This is a genomic window from Legionella micdadei (assembly GCF_000953635.1).
In the GTDB taxonomy this organism is placed as follows: Bacteria; Pseudomonadota; Gammaproteobacteria; order Legionellales; family Legionellaceae; genus Tatlockia; species Tatlockia micdadei.
In genome coordinates this window covers 1,411,146-1,428,707 of record NZ_LN614830.1, presented here as the reverse complement: position 1 = coordinate 1,428,707, position 17,562 = coordinate 1,411,146, and the positions used below count along the sequence as shown (strand labels likewise).

Below are 17,562 nucleotides of genomic sequence, written 5' to 3'. Positions count from 1 at the left end.
ATCTCATACAATTAGCACTCCCCTACAATTCTTCCCTACAAATGCTCATTAGAATGACATTGAGCATCGTTTTGTTTTTCACCAGGTAAGTCGCCCCATGCTCCCAAAACTCCGCAAACAGCAGTTTCGGACATAATAATTGCAGGCTGCTTGATTTTAGTCGGTAGAGGGGGGGAGCCTGGTAATTGTTTTATGGTAAAACTCAGGGTACGGGTCGATTCCTGATAGAGGGGAGCTATCAATTGGACAATAAAAAATTGTTGCAGCTGCTTAGAGTCATCAATGTACGTTACCATTGCATTAGGTGGATTAGCAGTAAAATCGCGAGGAGGCGGTTTTATCCAGCGTTTTAAGAAGAAGCCGGTCGCCATTGAGCCAGTAATTCGACGTGGGTGATTAGTAAAATATGTCACCTGGGTATCAACATCAACAAGTTGCATCCTAGAAAAACCACTGAGTGTATCTTTACCGATACTCCCTGAAGCTGCTGGTAATATGAATTGCAGAAACTTATTAAGAATAATTGGCTTTGAAGTTGATTTACTCGATTTTATATTTGTTGTGGTATTAGTTATTGCATAGGTTAGATTCGATTGCAAAAGACAGGCGAAAATCATTCCCTTAACAAAGATCAAGTTTTTTACCATACATCTTCCTAATTGCTAAATAGGCTTTAGTTAAATTTAAGTTAGCAGAAACTTAAGCCTACAACAGGTAAATACCCCCCACAGCCCGATTGATCCTGGACGTGTTAGGTATCGAAAATTTCGCCCCTACAAGAACTACTTACTAGCCAACAGCTGCAAAGCTTGTCTAATCAGCTGTTCGCAGGTTTTGTTTCCGTCATCAATTTTACTAATCACTTTAACCGCTTCTTGTTGCTTATAGCCTAAGGACTCTAAAGCACTAATTGCCTCATCTTGTTCACGCACATTAACAGCTGATTTAGTGACAGCTTGGTTGAAATCACTCGAACCAAACTGCTTTATACTATCTTTCATTTCAATCATTAAACGCTCAGCTGTTTTTTTGCCGATCCCGGGTAATTTGGTCAAATGCGATGTGTTTTGATCATTTATACACTGGATAAATTCATGAGGAGTAATGCTTGAAAGAATAGTGATTGCCATTTTAGGCCCAACGCCATTCACTTTAATTAAAGAGCGAAATAAGGAACGCTCTAGCTTATCTAAAAAACCATAAAGCAATAAGGCATCTTCACGGACAACCGTATGAATATGCAGTCCCACTTTACCTTGATGCGATTCAAGTTGAAAAAAAGTTTGTAAGGACGTTTCGACATCATAACCAACGCCATTCACATCAATCACCAATTTCCCCAATTGGTTTTTATCAACAATTTGCCCGCTTAACCAACCTATCATTTCCCACGCCTCCTTAAGCCTTGCTGTCGGTATTGCTGGAGAGCAGCTAAACCATGTCGCATATGGCTATGACAAATCGCGATTGCTAAAGCGTCAGCTGCATCATTCTGCGGGGGGCGATTTAGCATAAGAATATTGACAACCATATGCTTTACTTGGGCTTTTTGTGCTGCACCATACCCCACAACAGACTGCTTAATTTCACGTGCAGAATATTCGTTCACCTTAACCCGGTGCGAAGCGGCGGCAACCATTGCAGCCCCTCTTGCATGCCCTAATTTGAGTGCCGAATTTGGATTTTGATGCATGAATACTTGTTCTATTGCCACCTCATCAGGAGAGTAATTATCCATTAATTGGCAGATACCATCGAAAATTTCCAATAAACGCTCACTTAACGTACCTTCAGAAGTTCGGATGCATCCGCTATCAATGTAGTGGAGCTTTCGATCCTCTTCTTTGATAATGCCATAACCGGTTACGCGTGATCCTGGATCAATCCCTAAAATAATACTCACTGATTCATACCTTTTACGACAGCATCAAAGCCTAGATGGGCCAAACGAACCCACCTACCTTTAAATTCATTTGCTTCGGAATCAAACTTTAAATGAAATCGACCTGGTTCCTATAAAGCGTGCCAGTTAATTTCAATTATTCAAATACTGACTCTGGGAACTCGGCGTTACTATGTACTTCTTGAACATCATCCAAATCTTCCAGCATATCGATCAACTTGATTAGGCTTTCGGCAGCTTCTTTATCCAAAGGAACCATGGTTTGTGCCCGCATAGTGAGTTGTGATTGCTCAACTTCATACCCTGCCTGCTGGATAGCAGCCAATACGGCATGATAGTTGTCTGCGCCAGTAATGATTTCTATTTGCCCTTCTTCGGTGACGACATCTTCGGCACCCGCCTCGATTGCAATTTCCATCACCTTATCTTCAGGTTGGCCGGCAGCTAAAAGAATTTCACCCTGTTTGTTGAAGAGGTAAGCAACAGACCCATCTGTTCCTAGATTCCCACCATATTTTGTAAATGCGTGGCGAACTTCCGATACGGTACGGTTTTTATTGTCTGATAAGCAATCAACAAGAATGGCAACACCACCAGGCCCATAACCCTCATAGCGCATTTCCATCATGTTTTCGCCTTCTAAACCGCCTGCTCCGCGCTTGATTGCACCATCAATTGTGTCGCGTTTCATATTAGCTTTGAGCGCTTTAGTTACTACGTCGCGTAATCTAGAATTGGACGATTCGTCGGCTCCACCTGTACGTGCAGCAACGGTAATTTCTCGAATTAGCTTTGTGAAAATTTTACCTCGTTTCGCATCTTGTGCGCCTTTGCGAAAACGAATATTAGCCCATTTACTATGTCCGGCCATGAATACTTTCCCCGACTAAAAATATCTTTCAATTTGGCAATTATACATCGCCATTATACTAAAAAGAACGCCGATAGCGCTTATCAACCTCGACTTTTTTAACTTTTTCAAGTTATTCTAGATAATTCCGGTAAGAGTCACCACCATTGAGGGAGAAAAAGGTGTATCTAGCAGGTTTTGGCAATTTTCATCAATCTGAAGCAATTCCTAAGGCTTTACCCGAAGGGCAAAACTCTCCGCAAAAATGCCCTCATGGTTTGTACGCGGAACAGTTAAGTGGCAGCGCTTTCACCAGGCCAAGGCATGTGAATTTGCGCAGCTGGCTTTATCGTACCATCCCCTCGGTCGTTCACGAAGACTATGTACCCTATTCTAAGGTTGAAATGCTTATCCAAGCAAAAGAACAAGCACCCAATCCATGGCGTTGGTCACCTTTGCCCCCTCCTTCGAACCCTCAAGATTTCATTGATGGTTTATTTTATATAGCAGGCAATAGCTTGGCGAACGCTTTTATTTACCAATGTAACCGATCAATGAAAAACCGCTATTTTAGTAACAGCGACGGGGAAATGTTGTTCGTCCCCTACCTGGGAGAGATAATCCTTTACACTGAGTTTGGGCGACTTCCCATCACTCCAGGCAAAATTGCTGTTATTCCCCGTGGCGTAAAATTTAAAATGGAATTATCTTGTCCTTTAGCATGCGGTTATCTGTGCGAAAATACTGGCTCTCCTTTTACTTTGCCACAACTAGGTCCAATTGGCGCTAACGGTTTGGCTAATCCTAGGCATTTTCTCTACCCGCAGGCGACATTTGAAGAAAATCAGCGAGTGGAAGTGATGCTCATATGCAAATATCAAAACCGGTTATGGTCGGCCAGATCTAACCACTCACCGCTGAATGTGATTGCATGGCAAGGTAATTATGCGCCTTATTGCTATGATTTGTCTCTGTTCAATACAATCAATACCGTGAGCTTTGATCATCCAGATCCCTCCATCTTTACCGTATTAACCTCTGAAAGCGACACACTTGGTGTTGCTAACATTGATTTTGTCATTTTTCCCCCACGCTGGATGGTTGCCGAACATACTTTCCGTCCACCTTATTTTCATCGCAATATTATGAGTGAGTTAATGGGGTTAATTCAGGGCGAGTATGATGCAAAAAAAGAAGGCTTTTTACCTGGCGGTGTCAGTATACACAATTGCATGACTGGACATGGTCCTGATAGTGCAAGTTATCAAGAGGCTGTGAATCAAGAGTTAACACCGGCTCGCTACAAAGACACCTTGGCTTTTATGTTTGAAACCAGAATGCCTTGGCTAATTAGCGAAGCAGCTTTAATGCACCCTGCAAGGCAAAAGGACTACTCAAAATGCTGGCAAAGCTTGGCATTTAATTTTAATAATTAGAAGATGAAATTTTGGATTGCCTTCACTATATTTAAAAGAACCTTTGAATAAAAAAAAAGAATGACTAACTCTTGGCACAAAAATGCTCTGCAAAAAATTTTTGCTGAAATGAACCGTAGTTCTGATACACATCTTTTAAAAATTTTTTTCAGCAAAAAATCCAATATTAGTCTCTATCTAAAGGACGAATCCAGCCACATAACAGGCAGCTTGAAACATCGGCTTGCCCGTTCTCTCTACTTATACGGAATCTGCAATGGATGGATTAACGAAAATACCACCATTATCGAAGCTTCTTCCGGTAATACGGCAGTTGCTGAGGCTTATTTTGCATTTTTATTGGGGCTTAGATTTATTGCAGTCATGCCAAAATCGATTTCGCAGCAAAAAATTAAGCGTATTGAACATTACCAAGGCGAGTGTGTTTTAATCGAACACACCCAAACTGATCGCGAGGTCGCTTACGAATTAGCAAGCAAATGTAATAGCCATTTTATGGATCAGTTTACTTTTGCAGAAAGAGCAGTTGATTGGCGAAGCAATAACAATATTGCCGAATCAACTTTCCGCCAAATGGCAAACGAACAATTTCCTATCCCTGAATGGATTGTTTGTGGTGCTGGAACAGGTGGCACTGCAGCTACGTTTGGACGCTATATCCGTTATGCTTTATACCCAACTCAATTGTGTGTCGTCGATCCTGAAGATTCAGTACTCTACGATTATTTTATTCATCGCGATAGCTCCATATCCATTCAAAAAGCTTCGCGCATTGAAGGTATCGGTAGGCGTTATGTCCCAGCATCCTTTTTCCCAGATATTATTTCTCGTATGATTAAAGTTCCGGATGACGGAAGTATCGCTGCACTCTATTTTTTAGAGCAATTAACCGGCTTGAAATTTGGTGCTTCTACTGGATCAGCGCTATACGGTTCATTGCAATTAGCCGCTGAATTACAGGAACAAGGGAAAAAAGGCTCGATTGTCGTTATTGCTGGAGATAGCGGCCATTTGTATCATGATACTTATTACAATCACGATTGGCTAAAAACAAAAAACATCCATATCAAGCCCTATTTGGAACAGCTCTGGCATTTCTATAACACTGGAAAATGGGTAATGCCTTAAGCCAGATAGCATCCATCACTACCCAGGCTTCATAAGGACAACTTACCCATTTCCCAGATACTTAAAATAAATCTTCTTGTGTCAAACCCACTTTTTCTAAGAGTCCTCTTAATGTCTTTAAAGCCTCAACTTGGATTTGTCTGACTCGCTCACGTGTTAAATCAATTTCTTTTCCGACATCTTCCAACGTTGCCTTTTCAAAACCACGCAAACCAAAACGTCTTGCAATCACCTGCTGTTGGTTTTCCGTGAGCTTATCCAATAAGGATTCGATATGGTTACGTAAATTTTCATCCGTCAAGAGCTCGGCTGGGTTCATACTGTTTTCGTCAGCAATCGTATCTAGTAAGGATTTGCTCTCATCGTAGCCAATAGGTGTATCCACAGAAGCAACCTTGTCATTCAAACCCAATAGTTTTTCAACATCTTCGAGAGGCTTATCCACCATTTCCGCAATTTCTTCTGCTGAAGGCTCGTGATCAAGCTTTTGTGTTAACTGTCTTGCGGCACGTAGGTAAACATTAAGCTCTTTTACCACATGAATCGGCAATCGTATTGTGCGGGTTTGATTCATGATTGCCCGTTCAATGGTTTGTCTTATCCACCATGTTGCATAGGTAGAAAAACGAAACCCTCTATCAGGATCAAATTTTTCCACTGATTTCATCAATCCTAAATTCCCTTCCTCGATCAAATCAAGGAGTGGTAACCCGCGATTGAGATAGCGCCGCGCTATTTTCACGACTAAACGCAAATTGGATTCGATCATTTTTTTACGCGCAGCAGCATCACCCTTGAGCGCAAGCCTTGCGTAATGGACTTCCTCCTCCGCTGAGAGGAGTGGAGAAAAACCAATTTCGCTTAAATAAATTTGTGTGGCGTCCATAATTTTGGCCGCTTGTCTACCCTTCTGAAAGCTAGGGAAAGCCTCTTCATCACTAAAATCAGGGAGCTCTTCCTGAAGTACTTCCTCTGGCTCTTCAGCGAGCAACATTTCTTCATCAGGAGATTCATTCCACTCTTCTTCTGGAATTTCATCTTCTTTCATTGATTCGTTATCTGCCTGCATATTTCACCTATGTGTTCATATCTCAGTAAGAAAAAACACTGCTTCATTGCATTATGGTATATAAAATATGTGCAAATTATTCATTTTTCAACCACCTCGCTTCTTAACCCTTTAAATAATCCAGAGGATTAACAGGTTTTCCAGCCTTCCTAATTTCGAAATGGACACCCCAATATTTCCTATCTATAACACCCATTTCGGCAATAATCTGTCCAGCTTTAACGCTTTGCCCTTCCTTGACAATATTTTTTGAATTATTCCCGTAAGCAGTGAGGTATTGGTCATTATGTTTGATGATAATCAAATTTCCATAACCAGAAAGACCACTACCTGCATAAGCAACCACCCCGCCCGAGGAAGCACGTATCTTTTCACCTTTTTTACCAGCAATATCTATGCCTTTTTTTCCTTGTTGGGGAGCAAATCGGGCAGCAACCCGGCCATTGACTGGCCAGATCCAGTGTTGTCCTTGAGCTGCTACTGATCGGTATTGACGCGTTTTGGGATAAAAATATCTATTTGGCTTAGCCCGGGTAACGCTCTGCTGGATACGCATTGGCTTGGCTGGCAAAAATTGGGTACGGGGAGCTATTCCTCTAACCCGGAGAACCTGTCCAACCCGTAATGCATAAGGTCTGTGCAACCGGTTAATTGCGGCAAGTTGCCTGTAGTCTAAATCATAGCGAAAAGCAACTGCGTAAAGCGTTTCGCCACGCTGGACGATATGAGTGGTTTGATTTGGATTATGCGGTTTCCATTTTAACTCAACCACAGGCGCTAGGCTTTGTCTCGTTGTACAAGCAGTAAGCAAAATTATTAATGCTAATACGCACAATTTGTACATATTTTCTCTCGGATAAAGAACACGATGCTAATAAACGCTACACTTTATCTATTATCTCATTGTAAGGCCATAGAAAAATGCAAATTAAGCAGCCTAGAGCATAACTATCATTTTATTTGCTGGGCATCAGATTGAATGAAGAAAATGATGGTATGCCATGCGCTGCTTATATTCCCCAATTAATTTCATTTACCCAAGCAGATAAAGTATCAAATACTTTGTAATGAGTCATATCAAGCTGTAGAGGGGTAATCGATACACAATTTTGAGCAATGGCATAAAAATCAGTCCCTGGACCAGCATCGGCTTCAACACCGGAAGGCCCTACCCAATATATGGGGCGCCCACGAGGATCATATTCTTTGACAACAGGTTCTGCTGCATGGCGAGTACCCAAACGCGTTACTTCGATCCCTCTAATTTTTTCTAAAGGCAGGTCGGGAATATTTACATTTAAGATAGTTTGAGACGGCAACAGATTAGCACGCATTTTAATAACTAATTGCCGGGCAATTGCCGCTGCAGTGTCGTAATGCTGAATATTTTCCCCAACCATCGAATATGCAATTGCTGGCAAACCCAAATATCTACCTTCCATTGCAGCAGCAACTGTTCCAGAGTAAAGAATATCATCACCCAGATTAGCGCCATCATTGATTCCAGAAACAACCATGTCTGCAATGGGGTCTAGAAATCCTGTTAAAGCGAGATGCACGCAATCGGTTGGTGTTCCCTCTACACTGTAATAGCCATTATCTAATTGCTTGATCCTAAGCGGCCTCGTCAAAGTGAGGGAATTGCTTGCCCCACTGCGATTTCTATCAGGGGCAACCACCACCACTTCCGCAATGGCGGACATTTCATTTGCAAGTGCCCTTATGCCCGGAGCATACACACCATCATCATTACTTACTAAAATTCTCATACTAACTCTCTGGGGATTCTAACCATCTTACTATCGCTAGGCACTCAGCTAGCGATTCTTCAGTCTTTTTCACCGTTTCCCTAAGCTCAGGTTGGTTAGGGTTTGCCTTCAAAGTAGCTTGTTGGGTAGCTAATGTTTCTTGTAGCGATAGTATTTTCTTGCCAAATGCTTGGGGATTGGCTTGCAATTGAAAAGCGAGTTTGTTCACAGAGGTTGCAATACCTGCTAGTTCCTCACATTTGAGTCGGGATGGCTGTTCTGCAGGACAATTTTTAATGGCTTCTTGCAAGGCTTGGGGATGTGTTCGATAGTATTGTTCATCCTGAGTCGAACAAGCAACTAAAACCAATGGTATAAAGGCCATAAACAGGTACTTTATCATTACCAACCTCTGGGTGTTACTAATAAAATCCCCGATGTTACCACTTGTAGTAAGCTAAAGCCATGTTAGTTGCCAATTTTGCGACTTTAATTTTTTACCACATTGAATAAATGTTGTTTATTAGCTATCGTTATGTCCTTTAAATTTGATAAAAACGAATTATGTTAGACTTCAAAATTATTCGAGACGAGCAAACGGGAGAACTCTGTGTAGAAACAGGTACTTACGGTAAACCCTTGCTCACAATTCCACAACTTAACAAAGGCACTGCCTTTACCCATGAAGAACGGCGTGCTTTTGGTTTACTTGGTAAGTTACCTCATCGAGTAGAAACATTAGATGAACAAGTAAAGCGAAGTTATTTACAATATTCCAGCTACAAAACCCGTCTACAACAAAATATTTACCTAAATAACTTACACGACAAAAATCAGGTCTTGTTTTATAAGTTGCTAAGCAGGTATTTAGGGGAAATGCTGCCTACAATTTATACTCCTATTGTGGGTACTGCTGTTAAACGTTTCAGTCATGAATACCGCCAGCCACGCGGTTTATACATTGCTCATTCTGATAAAAACCAAATTGAAGAAATTATTAATAATCGTTCGAACCCTGAAATCGACTTAATTGTAGTCACTGATGGAGAAGGGGTTTTGGGTATTGGCGATCAAGGGATTGGCGGAATGGATATTCCTGTTGCCAAACTCATGGTTTACTCCTTGTGCGGCGGCATTAACCCTATTCGCACTTTGCCCGTTTTCCTGGATGTGGGAACGAATAATCAAGAATTGCTCAATGACCCTTTATATCTTGGCTGCCAACACCCGCGTATTGATCGTGAAGAATATGATGCTTTTATTCAAATCTTCATTGAAGCCGTGCGCAAACACTTTCCGAATGCCTTCTTACATTGGGAAGATTTTGGGCGCAGCAATGCTAGACGGATTTTAGATAAATATCAAAACGAATTATGTACCTTTAACGATGATATACAAGGAACAGGGGCTGTCACTTTGTCTGCCTTATTAGCCGCATGTGATGTGACTGGCATAAACCTCATTGATCATCGAATTGTAGTCTTTGGTGCAGGCTCTGCAGGAACAGGTATCAGTGATCAGATCATTGATGCCATGGTTAGACAAGGATTGGGGAAAGAAGAGGCCTATAAACGCTTTTGGCTTATTGATCGTCAAGGGCTTTTAGTGAACTCTGATTTAGAACTTACTGAAGCACAAAAACCCTATGCTCGAGAAGCAAGCGAAATAAATCTTTGGCCTACTCACAATAAGCAGCTACCAAGTTTGACTGACACTGTCAGGCAGATTAAGCCGACCATTTTAATAGGGTGTTCAGCACAGCCTGGCGCTTTTTCCCAGGAAATTATCGAAATTATGTCCTCAACCTGTGAGCGCCCTATTATTTTTCCGCTTTCAAATCCCGATGAAAAATGTGAAGCACAACCAACAGATATTTTAACTTGGAGCCAGGGTAAAGCTTTAATAGCAACAGGAACTGCTTTTCCCGCAATAGAGTACCAAAACCGTTTAATCGAAATTGCCCAGTGCAATAATGCTCTAGTCTTTCCAGGAATAGGTTTAGGCGTAATTGCGGTACAAGCCTCACGATTATCTAAAGAAATGATTTGGGCTGCCGCTTCAACGTTAAGCGAATACGCACCTTGTAAAAAAGACAGTTTTGCCCCCTTACTCCCCTCCCTTAATGACGCACAATCCGTTGCTAAACACATTGCTGTGGCTGTGGCAAAAACTGCGGTAACCGAGGGCTTAGCGCAAAAAAACCAAGATGCAGATTTAGAGAAGTTAATTCAGGATTTATTTTGGGAACCGCGGTATTTGCCTTTTAGAAGAGCGAAGACAGTTCCGTAAGTTGGTTCGTTTAGTCTGCAGCAGCCCCAAGAAAGATGTTAAAAAGGAGGGCCACTAACCGGCTCTCCACCCTAGCCTAGTGTCGAGCGATGGGCATACACCCAAGCTTCTATGCCTGACACCAAACAAACCTTAATGCGCACGTAGTCATCGACTTCATACTCGTCTGCTTTCACTAATTCTGCTTCAGTTAAATCAAATACCATCCCCTCAACCTGATCATTTTCTTGGTTGGTTAGTACTAAAATCTGATGCACAGCCTTTCCACTCACCTTAAGAACATGAGGATCGGTGATTTGCAAATCCCTTAAGACATAACCCTTTAGACTGTCCTTTCTACCCTCCAAACGTCTTGCAAAAGTTGCTAGTTGTACGGACTCAAGTTGCAATGTACCGTAAGAAAAGAGTTTTTGCATTGAACCCCCTCATTCAGTGGAAATTCTGCAAATACTACGTGTCCTCGTGAAAAAATGAAAGTCAATCTTTAGGAAGTTTAATCCAATGGCTATTGAGTAGCAATGCAAACTGGAGGTAATCCATTCGTGATGAGACGAGATTCACTTGGTTCTTAATTTATCTATTGTCCCAATCAGCCAAAATGTGGCAATATTCCCTTCTCGATTTTATTCGGATTCCACCTTGTCCCGCACAGAACGTCTTCTTGATTTGTTACAAATCCTACGCCGCCATCGATACCCGGTCAGCGGATCAGCATTAGCTTCCGAACTAGGTATTAGTTTGCGGACACTCTATCGGGATATTCAGACTTTACAAGCACAAGGTGCGCAAATTGATGGTGAACCAGGAGTGGGTTATCGTTTACGGCCTTGCTTTATGTTACCGCCTTTGATGTTTTCGGAAGAAGAGCTTGAAGCCTTAGTACTTGGTTCGCGATGGGTAGCAAAAAGAACTGACTCTCGATTAGCCCTGTCTTCACTTAATGCTTTGTCAAAAATTGCCGCCGTACTCCCTGATGATTTACGCAATACACTCGAAACAGCCGGCCTTCTCGTTGGCCCTGGACATGAAACCCCAACTGGGGATGAAGAACAGGCATTAATCCGCAAAGCCATCCGTTTTGAGTATAAACTTGAAATTGCTTATGTTGATCTTAAAGACAGTGAAACCGAACGGGTGATTTGGCCTTTCGCAATTGGCTTTTTTGATCAAGTACGTGTTTTAGCGGCGTGGTGCGAAATTCGTCAAGCTTTTCGCCATTTTCGTATTGATCGTATTAAAAAGCTTGACTTAATCAAGCATCGCTATCCCAAAAGACGTCAGACTCTTCTTAAAGAGTGGCGCGAATTAAATAGCATACCTGTCCAATAATATCTCAAACACTACTGACAAAATCTGGCAGTAGCTTAGTCTAGGATTGAGACTCCACAACATTAATCGGAGAATAACTATGCTTAATCCTAATTTCGTTATTTTATATGTGGCTAATCCTCTTGCCAGTGCTGATTTCTATAGTAACCTGCTTAAAATTAGTCCTGTTGAGTCTTCGCCTACTTTTGTCATGTTTTCACTCGAAAATGGATTTAGACTTGGTCTTTGGTCCAGGGATACAGTCGAACCTGCTGCATCCCCTTCTCTAGGAGGCGGATCTGAGTTAGCTATTTTAGTTGCAAACCCTGAGGCTGTTCATGAGCTGTATGGCAACTGGCAAAAAAGAGGATTATCAATTATCCAAGAACCTATCAGAATGGATTTTGGCCTTAATTTCGTTGCTGTCGATCACGATGGCCATCGGATACGCGTTTATGAACATAGCTAAATTAAGGCATGCTGGGCCTGACAGCCCAGCCCATCCTTTCTATCGTGGTTCATAAACCTCTTGTTGAATACCACCCACAACCCATGTCTTGCTATTGAAAAATTGACGGAAATGCCAAATTTCATCGAGTTGCGTTTCTTCGCCGTTTTCATTAAGAACGCCAGTGAAACGTACACTTGCCATAGTTGAATCAGCTTGTTTCGAAACATCAAGTAATTGTGCATTTAAGTGGGTTACTTCCGTTTTATTCGGTTCATTTCCCCGTTCATCAAGCTGCATTTTAATTTCAGCAAAGACTTCAGGGGCGGTAAAATCATGTAAATCTTGTAAATTCTTTTGATCATAAGCAGCTTGCAAGCGAATAAATTTTACTTTTGCGTCACGTAAGAACGCTTCTGGCTCAAATCCTGAAGGATAGGTAGTAAAAGAACTACTGCTAGCATTTCCTGCGTAAGCATGAGTTGAAGCATTGCTGAAAGGATTCTGCCTAAACGAGTTGGTTTGCGCCGATTGAAATCCAGGTTGCATTTTTCTACGCAAAAAACTAATTACAAAAAAGGCAATTGAGCCCAAAATTAACCAAGACAACAACCCGCTTCCTAATCCGTGTCCCATAAATAAGCTGGTTAATAAACTACCTGCCAGTAAGCCGCCCAAAATACCGCCCCATTTGCCAGTATTTGCACGCTTTCCCGTTGATTTCATGGGTTGTGCTTTAGCAGGTGATGAAAATAGACTGCTATAGGAACGTTGAACACCAAAACTTCTACCCCCTCCAAAACGTTTGGCTGAAGCTTCGTTGACCACTAACCCGAAGGTAAGTATGCCGATTAGCAAATAGGAAAAAAAACTACGCATTTTGTTTGCCCTTTTTTGTGTAGGAACGGCTATTATAGCTGAACAACAAGCAATTTGCTTAGGTAAATACTTTAAAATTTGTGATGATAAAATATCGTAATCGACTTATAGCATTGACTAGGAATATTACATGGATTCATTAATAATCGAAAAACTAAGACGAGACACACCAGGCTGTAACCAAGTATTACATTTGAATAATGCTGGTGCATCCCTTCCTCCGATACAGGTTCTCAATGCAGTGAAAGCTCATCTTGATTTGGAAGCCAATAAAGGAGGCTATGAAGCTGCTGACTATAATTTTACCAAATCAGAACAACTGTATCATAACGCCGCGCGCTTATTAAATTGCCATCCTGAAGAAATTGCTTTCGTTGAAAATGCCACACGCGCTTGGGATATGGCTTTTTATAGCTTTAAATTTCAGAAAGGAGACAAGATCATCACTGCACTTTGTGAATATGCAAGTAATTATCTAGCCTTTCTGCATCGAATGAAGCAAGTTGGTATCGAAATTGTAGTGGTTGGGAATGACGAAACAGGGCAACTTGATTTAGACGATCTCGAAAAAAAATTGGATGAGAAAGTTAAGTTAATTGCGCTGACTCATGTGCCTACCCAGGGTGGATTGATCAATCCTATTATTGCAGCAGGAAAAATTGCCAAAAAGCACGGTATTCCTTATTTGGTCGATACAACCCAATCGGTAGGCCAAATGCCTATCGATGTACAAGAAATTGGTTGTGATTTTTTATGTGCGACAGGGCGCAAATACTTACGCGGCCCCCGGGGGACTGGTTTTTTATATGCCCGTAAATCCATCATTAACCAATATAACCCTCCTTTTGTCGATCTTCATGCTGCCCAATGGGTTTCTGACCATGATTACCAACTGAGAGGTGATGCTCGACGTTTTGAAACCTGGGAACAAAATATTGCTGGTAAAATTGGGTTGTCTGTTGCGATTGACTATGCCCTGGAACTTGGGATCGATTCGACTTGGCAAAGAATACAGGCTTTAGCTGAACGATTAAGGCAGCAGCTACACAGTATTAAGGGAATAACTCTTCACGATCTTGGAAAAAACAAATGTGGTATCGTTACTTTTACTTATAAAGATCGGGAACCGAGTTTCATTCAAGAGCAACTGAGGAAAAATAATATTAATGTTTCAATTTCGCTGCAAGACTATGCGCGCTTAGATTTAGCAAAAAGGCACCTTCCTTCATTGGTTAGAGCATCGGTTCATTACTACAATTCTGAAGAAGAAATCGGACGATTTTGTAAGGCACTGGAATCTTTAAACGCTACGGTTCAAGATTAAACCAAAATGATGGCATACTGTTTTTACGATATGCGTTATCACAATTGGTGAAACAACACCTAGGGTCTGGTCTATTAACTAATTAAATCCATGTTATTTATTTCGGCGATAGCCCACACCCTACTTTTACTTAAAAATGACACCTTCTCATTCCTTTAAGCCCGATTATAGCTATTCTCTGGTATTCTTTTTATTTTTGTGGTTAAAAGTCGTTTGCTTAGTAGAATGTTCGTGAGGAAAAACATCATAAAGTACAGCCCCAGTCTCCTCCGGAACGGACTTTAGCCAAACTGGATTTTTTAAGGCGTCTTTTCCTTGCTTAAGCCCAAATGCGATTCCTTCATTGATTGAAACGGGTGAAAATGCATAGTCCTTTGATGATAAATCAGTGTCTAAACCATGACGATGAAAACGGACCATTATCATGGTTGTTCTGCAACCCAAAGCACTTAATTTTTTTGCTTTAGCGGTTACTTTTAATTTATCTGGTAATAAATCATAGAGCTCTTTTATTGCATGCCTTAAATCATGTGCTTCGCAAAAAGATTTAATAACACGTTTATAATTACTGGCGTAACTTATATCCTTATGTTTTAGCAAGACTTGGTCTAAATTGGTTGGCTCCTCACTTTCTGGATCAAATAATTGCACCATAAAGCAAAGCGTGCTTACTCGAGGCAAATCATTCAAAATGACTTCTATCGGAGTGTTATTAACAATCCCTCCATCCCAATAAAGGACACCGTCAATGTTGACTGCAGGGAAACCTGGGGGTAATGCTCCGCTAGCCATGATGTGTTCAGGGTATATTTTTTGATATTTTGTATCAAAAAGAACTTGCTCTCCGTTATCAACCCTAACTGCTGATAATGTAAGGCGTGTTTTTCCACTGTTGAGTAAATCAAAATCAATGAGGGTTTCTAGGGTATTTCTCAATTCAGATGTATCGTAAAAACTTATAGTCTCTGGTGAGGCATTAAGTAAAAAATGTGGGTTTATCAACCGAGGTTTAAAGAAGCCAGGTTGTCCAAAAATTAGAGTGGTCTGCGCATGCCAATAGTTGTAGAATTTACGTGAGCTGGGATCTTCATGCCATAAATCCAGGGCTTGAAAGGGATCATAGGTGCTAATATCATTCCAAAATTTTTTAAGCCTGGGCAATCGATTTTCAGGGTGGTTTCCAGCAACAATTGCTGCATTAATCGCTCCGATTGAGATACCGCTAACCCAATCAAAATGGTAGCCAGCATTTTGCAGAGCCTCGAAAACGCCTACCTGGAAAGCACCTAATGCTCCGCCCCCTTGGAACAAGAAAGCAGTCCGGCTCCAAACTGGATTTGATCCCATGCTATTCCCCTATTTCATTTTCCTTCATTTTTAATTAACGCTAATTAAGCACAAATCCAACCAAACTGCTTTAGATAATTCCATGTGTGAGCTTTACTCGTATTGCTCCTGACTCAATACTAATGTTTACACAACTAAATGCAGCAAATTTTATGCTTACTTTATGCCAAGTTGAGAACTCAGTACATTTTGTCCAGAGAATGTAATATTACCGTCTATGGCTGTAGCAGCCCATTTGCCCTGTCGAAATCAAATTCGCCAGGGAAATTACACAGAATAGGGATAAAAGTTGAACCGTGTTATACTCCGTTGATTTTAGGCGGTGGGTTGTAAGTAGGATTAAGTCAATTAACACTTTGATCTCTAAAAAGTTCATCATGTACGGTATAAAACCAAGGAATTACGATGAAGCGGGTACTATTGCTATCTTTGATCTTATTGCTCCAAACAGCCTGCCAATATAGGAATTTCAACAACCCCTTGCCTGGCGGGCTTGCATCGAAAGCAGTAGTCTCTGGTTTTAATGATGTACGTACAGATTATACCAATAATCAGAATCCCCTCATCAAACGGCAATCCCTTGAACGTGTAAAGCAATTAGCTAAAAATTATCCAGAAACTATGTTTCAACGAAAAGGGGTTTTCACTTTATTGATTATTTCTGGCGGCGCTGACTATGGCGCATTTGGCACGGGTATATTAAACGGCTGGACAAAGAGTGGAACGAGGCCAAAGTTTACAACGGTAACAGGTATAAGCACTGGTGCTTTAATTGCCCCCTTTGCTTTTGCCGGTCCTAAATACGATAGCGTGCTTAAAACAACCTATACCACTACAACCACAAAGGATGTTTTAACCAAAAAACCTTTATTGTGGACATTAATATCGGGTTCTGATTCTTTAATGGATACAAAACCCCTGAAAAATTTGATTGCCTCTTACGTTGATGAAAAACTTCTCAATGATATTGCCAAAGGTTTTCAGGAAGGCCGTCGACTCTATGTTGGCACCACAAATCTTTATTCCAGAAAATTAATTGTCTGGGATATGACGAGAATTGCAGCAAGCAGAAATCCCAAAAAAATTGAATTATTCAGAAAAGTTCTGCTCGCTTCTGCGAGCATCCCTGTGATCATGCCTCCAGTGAAATTTGACGTCATTGCTAATGAAAAAACTTATACCGAAATGCATGTTGATGGTGGAGCGACTTTCAGTGTATTTCTAAGCCATCTTGGTTCAGATGTTCAAACAGCAAAAGCACATTTCCAGTTAACTAAACCCCCAAGGGTAAAAATTTATGTGATTCGTAATAATCAAAATCAGTTTCATTATAAGGTAGTCAAACCCCAGTTATTTGCTATTGGAAAACAAGCGGTAGCGAGTGTTATCGCCTCGCAAGGTGCAGCAGATGTCGATTTTATTTATCTATGCGCGCTCTTGGGTAAGGTTGATTTTAATTTAGCAAACGTTCCTAATGAATTTTATATGGATTCGGATGAATTATTCGATATTAAACGCATGCAGAAGCTTTACCATATAGGTTACGTTAAAGCGATAAAGGGATATCCTTGGCAAAAAATACCTCCTGACGTCAAATTATTACATAACGTATAATTTACTGGAACACCCAAGGATTAACCCCCTTTAAAAAGGATAAAGATATTGCCGGTTTGTATTTTACCTCCTTAAAAACACACACTAATAGATTTCAATTTTCTAGGAAGAATATCCTAATCCAAATGAAACCTTGCTTTATTGGTAACCACATCAGTTCATTACTATAATTGTGAAAGGAAATTGAAAAATTTGGTGAGGCAGTAGAATTTGTTTTGC

General features: G+C 41.0%; 18 protein-coding genes. 7 read left to right on the top strand and 11 right to left on the bottom strand.

The window, feature by feature from the left end:
• Positions 1–35: 35 nt before the first annotated feature.
• The 4 genes from LMI_RS06365 to LMI_RS06350 form a co-directional block, all read right to left on the bottom strand.
• Positions 36–647, bottom strand: coding sequence for a hypothetical protein (locus LMI_RS06365; RefSeq protein WP_045099047.1), 612 nt, complete (start codon positions 645–647; stop codon positions 36–38).
• A gap of 135 nt (positions 648–782) precedes the next feature.
• Positions 783–1,385: a Holliday junction branch migration protein RuvA gene (gene ruvA, locus LMI_RS06360; protein ID WP_045099046.1), complete on the bottom strand. Its 603-nt coding sequence runs from the start codon at positions 1,383–1,385 to the stop codon at positions 783–785.
• A complete protein-coding gene (gene ruvC, locus LMI_RS06355) occupies positions 1,382–1,903 on the bottom strand; it encodes a crossover junction endodeoxyribonuclease RuvC (protein ID WP_045099045.1) in 522 nt (173 codons plus the stop codon). Before ruvC ends, ruvA begins: the two co-directional genes overlap by 4 nt.
• 136 nt (positions 1,904–2,039) lie before the next feature.
• The gene (locus LMI_RS06350) at positions 2,040–2,774 is read right to left on the bottom strand and encodes a YebC/PmpR family DNA-binding transcriptional regulator (protein ID WP_045099044.1); all 735 of its coding nucleotides are present in this window, start codon (positions 2,772–2,774) and stop codon (positions 2,040–2,042) included.
• Positions 2,775–2,935: 161 nt separating this feature from the next.
• On the opposite strand from LMI_RS06350, the gene hmgA reads away from it, so the two are divergent.
• Together hmgA and LMI_RS06340 are read left to right on the top strand one after the other, a co-directional pair.
• Positions 2,936–4,189 (top strand): homogentisate 1,2-dioxygenase, encoded by a 1,254-nt coding sequence (gene hmgA / locus LMI_RS06345; protein WP_045099043.1) that lies wholly within the window; start codon positions 2,936–2,938, stop codon positions 4,187–4,189.
• Between the two features lie 60 nt (positions 4,190–4,249).
• Complete coding sequence (locus LMI_RS06340; RefSeq protein ID WP_045099042.1) at positions 4,250–5,317, top strand: PLP-dependent cysteine synthase family protein; 1,068 nt, start codon at positions 4,250–4,252, stop codon at positions 5,315–5,317.
• A gap of 61 nt (positions 5,318–5,378) precedes the next feature.
• Here LMI_RS06340 and rpoS read toward each other — a convergent pair whose 3' ends face one another.
• The 4 genes from rpoS to LMI_RS06320 form a co-directional block, all read right to left on the bottom strand.
• Positions 5,379–6,386, bottom strand: coding sequence for an RNA polymerase sigma factor RpoS (gene rpoS, locus LMI_RS06335; protein ID WP_045099041.1), 1,008 nt, complete (start codon positions 6,384–6,386; stop codon positions 5,379–5,381).
• Positions 6,387–6,489: 103 nt separating this feature from the next.
• Positions 6,490–7,230: a peptidoglycan DD-metalloendopeptidase family protein gene (locus LMI_RS06330; protein ID WP_045099040.1), complete on the bottom strand. Its 741-nt coding sequence runs from the start codon at positions 7,228–7,230 to the stop codon at positions 6,490–6,492.
• Positions 7,231–7,396: 166 nt separating this feature from the next.
• A complete protein-coding gene (gene surE, locus LMI_RS06325) occupies positions 7,397–8,155 on the bottom strand; it encodes a 5'/3'-nucleotidase SurE (RefSeq protein ID WP_045099039.1) in 759 nt (252 codons plus the stop codon).
• 1 nt (position 8,156) lies between these two features.
• On the bottom strand, positions 8,157–8,519 hold the full coding sequence (locus LMI_RS06320) for a hypothetical protein (RefSeq protein ID WP_231852259.1): 363 nt from the start codon (positions 8,517–8,519) through the stop codon (positions 8,157–8,159).
• 179 nt (positions 8,520–8,698) lie between these two features.
• Between LMI_RS06320 and LMI_RS06315 the strand changes: the two genes are divergently transcribed.
• Positions 8,699–10,423: an NAD-dependent malic enzyme gene (locus LMI_RS06315; protein ID WP_045099037.1), complete on the top strand. Its 1,725-nt coding sequence runs from the start codon at positions 8,699–8,701 to the stop codon at positions 10,421–10,423.
• Between the two features lie 71 nt (positions 10,424–10,494).
• Here the strand turns inward: LMI_RS06315 and LMI_RS06310 are convergent, their stop codons facing one another.
• Positions 10,495–10,839 (bottom strand): gamma-glutamylcyclotransferase family protein, encoded by a 345-nt coding sequence (locus LMI_RS06310; RefSeq protein WP_045099036.1) that lies wholly within the window; start codon positions 10,837–10,839, stop codon positions 10,495–10,497.
• 145 nt (positions 10,840–10,984) lie between these two features.
• Between LMI_RS06310 and LMI_RS06305 the strand changes: the two genes are divergently transcribed.
• On the top strand, positions 10,985–11,752 hold the full coding sequence (locus tag LMI_RS06305; RefSeq protein ID WP_231852258.1) for a helix-turn-helix transcriptional regulator: 768 nt from the start codon (positions 10,985–10,987) through the stop codon (positions 11,750–11,752).
• 79 nt (positions 11,753–11,831) lie between these two features.
• On the top strand, positions 11,832–12,200 hold the full coding sequence (locus LMI_RS06300; RefSeq protein ID WP_045099035.1) for a VOC family protein: 369 nt from the start codon (positions 11,832–11,834) through the stop codon (positions 12,198–12,200).
• Between the two features lie 39 nt (positions 12,201–12,239).
• Here the strand turns inward: LMI_RS06300 and LMI_RS06295 are convergent, their stop codons facing one another.
• The gene (locus LMI_RS06295; RefSeq protein ID WP_045099034.1) at positions 12,240–13,058 is read right to left on the bottom strand and encodes a Tim44 domain-containing protein; all 819 of its coding nucleotides are present in this window, start codon (positions 13,056–13,058) and stop codon (positions 12,240–12,242) included.
• A 130-nt stretch (positions 13,059–13,188) separates the two neighbouring features.
• On the opposite strand from LMI_RS06295, the gene LMI_RS06290 reads away from it, so the two are divergent.
• Entirely contained in the window at positions 13,189–14,382 is a 1,194-nt protein-coding gene (locus LMI_RS06290; protein WP_045099033.1) for an aminotransferase class V-fold PLP-dependent enzyme, read from the top strand.
• Between the two features lie 171 nt (positions 14,383–14,553).
• Here the strand turns inward: LMI_RS06290 and LMI_RS06285 are convergent, their stop codons facing one another.
• A complete protein-coding gene (locus LMI_RS06285; RefSeq protein WP_045099032.1) occupies positions 14,554–15,729 on the bottom strand; it encodes a patatin-like phospholipase family protein in 1,176 nt (391 codons plus the stop codon).
• A 405-nt stretch (positions 15,730–16,134) separates the two neighbouring features.
• Here LMI_RS06285 and LMI_RS06280 point away from each other — a divergent pair, with 405 nt between their 5' ends.
• A complete protein-coding gene (locus tag LMI_RS06280) occupies positions 16,135–17,343 on the top strand; it encodes a patatin-like phospholipase family protein (RefSeq protein ID WP_045099031.1) in 1,209 nt (402 codons plus the stop codon).
• The last annotated feature ends 219 nt before the right edge of the window (positions 17,344–17,562 follow it).

Bases quoted from the DNA above. Each gene is read 5' to 3' on its own strand.
- rpoS (WP_045099041.1), bottom strand. From the start codon at position 6,386: ATGCAGGCAGATAACGAATCAATGAAAGAAGATGAAATTCCAGAAGAA.
- LMI_RS06320 (WP_231852259.1), bottom strand. From the start codon at position 8,519: ATGGCCTTTATACCATTGGTTTTAGTTGCTTGTTCGACTCAGGATGAA.
- LMI_RS06295 (WP_045099034.1), bottom strand. From the start codon at position 13,058: ATGCGTAGTTTTTTTTCCTATTTGCTAATCGGCATACTTACCTTCGGG.
- ruvA (WP_045099046.1), bottom strand. From the start codon at position 1,385: ATGATAGGTTGGTTAAGCGGGCAAATTGTTGATAAAAACCAATTGGGG.
- LMI_RS06365 (WP_045099047.1), bottom strand. From the start codon at position 647: ATGGTAAAAAACTTGATCTTTGTTAAGGGAATGATTTTCGCCTGTCTT.
- LMI_RS06330 (WP_045099040.1), bottom strand. From the start codon at position 7,230: ATGTACAAATTGTGCGTATTAGCATTAATAATTTTGCTTACTGCTTGT.
- LMI_RS06350 (WP_045099044.1), bottom strand. From the start codon at position 2,774: ATGGCCGGACATAGTAAATGGGCTAATATTCGTTTTCGCAAAGGCGCA.
- LMI_RS06315 (WP_045099037.1), top strand. From the start codon at position 8,699: ATGTTAGACTTCAAAATTATTCGAGACGAGCAAACGGGAGAACTCTGT.
- LMI_RS06300 (WP_045099035.1), top strand. From the start codon at position 11,832: ATGCTTAATCCTAATTTCGTTATTTTATATGTGGCTAATCCTCTTGCC.
- LMI_RS06310 (WP_045099036.1), bottom strand. From the start codon at position 10,839: ATGCAAAAACTCTTTTCTTACGGTACATTGCAACTTGAGTCCGTACAA.
- LMI_RS06340 (WP_045099042.1), top strand. From the start codon at position 4,250: ATGACTAACTCTTGGCACAAAAATGCTCTGCAAAAAATTTTTGCTGAA.
- LMI_RS06280 (WP_045099031.1), top strand. From the start codon at position 16,135: ATGAAGCGGGTACTATTGCTATCTTTGATCTTATTGCTCCAAACAGCC.
- surE (WP_045099039.1), bottom strand. From the start codon at position 8,155: ATGAGAATTTTAGTAAGTAATGATGATGGTGTGTATGCTCCGGGCATA.
- LMI_RS06285 (WP_045099032.1), bottom strand. From the start codon at position 15,729: ATGGGATCAAATCCAGTTTGGAGCCGGACTGCTTTCTTGTTCCAAGGG.
- LMI_RS06290 (WP_045099033.1), top strand. From the start codon at position 13,189: ATGGATTCATTAATAATCGAAAAACTAAGACGAGACACACCAGGCTGT.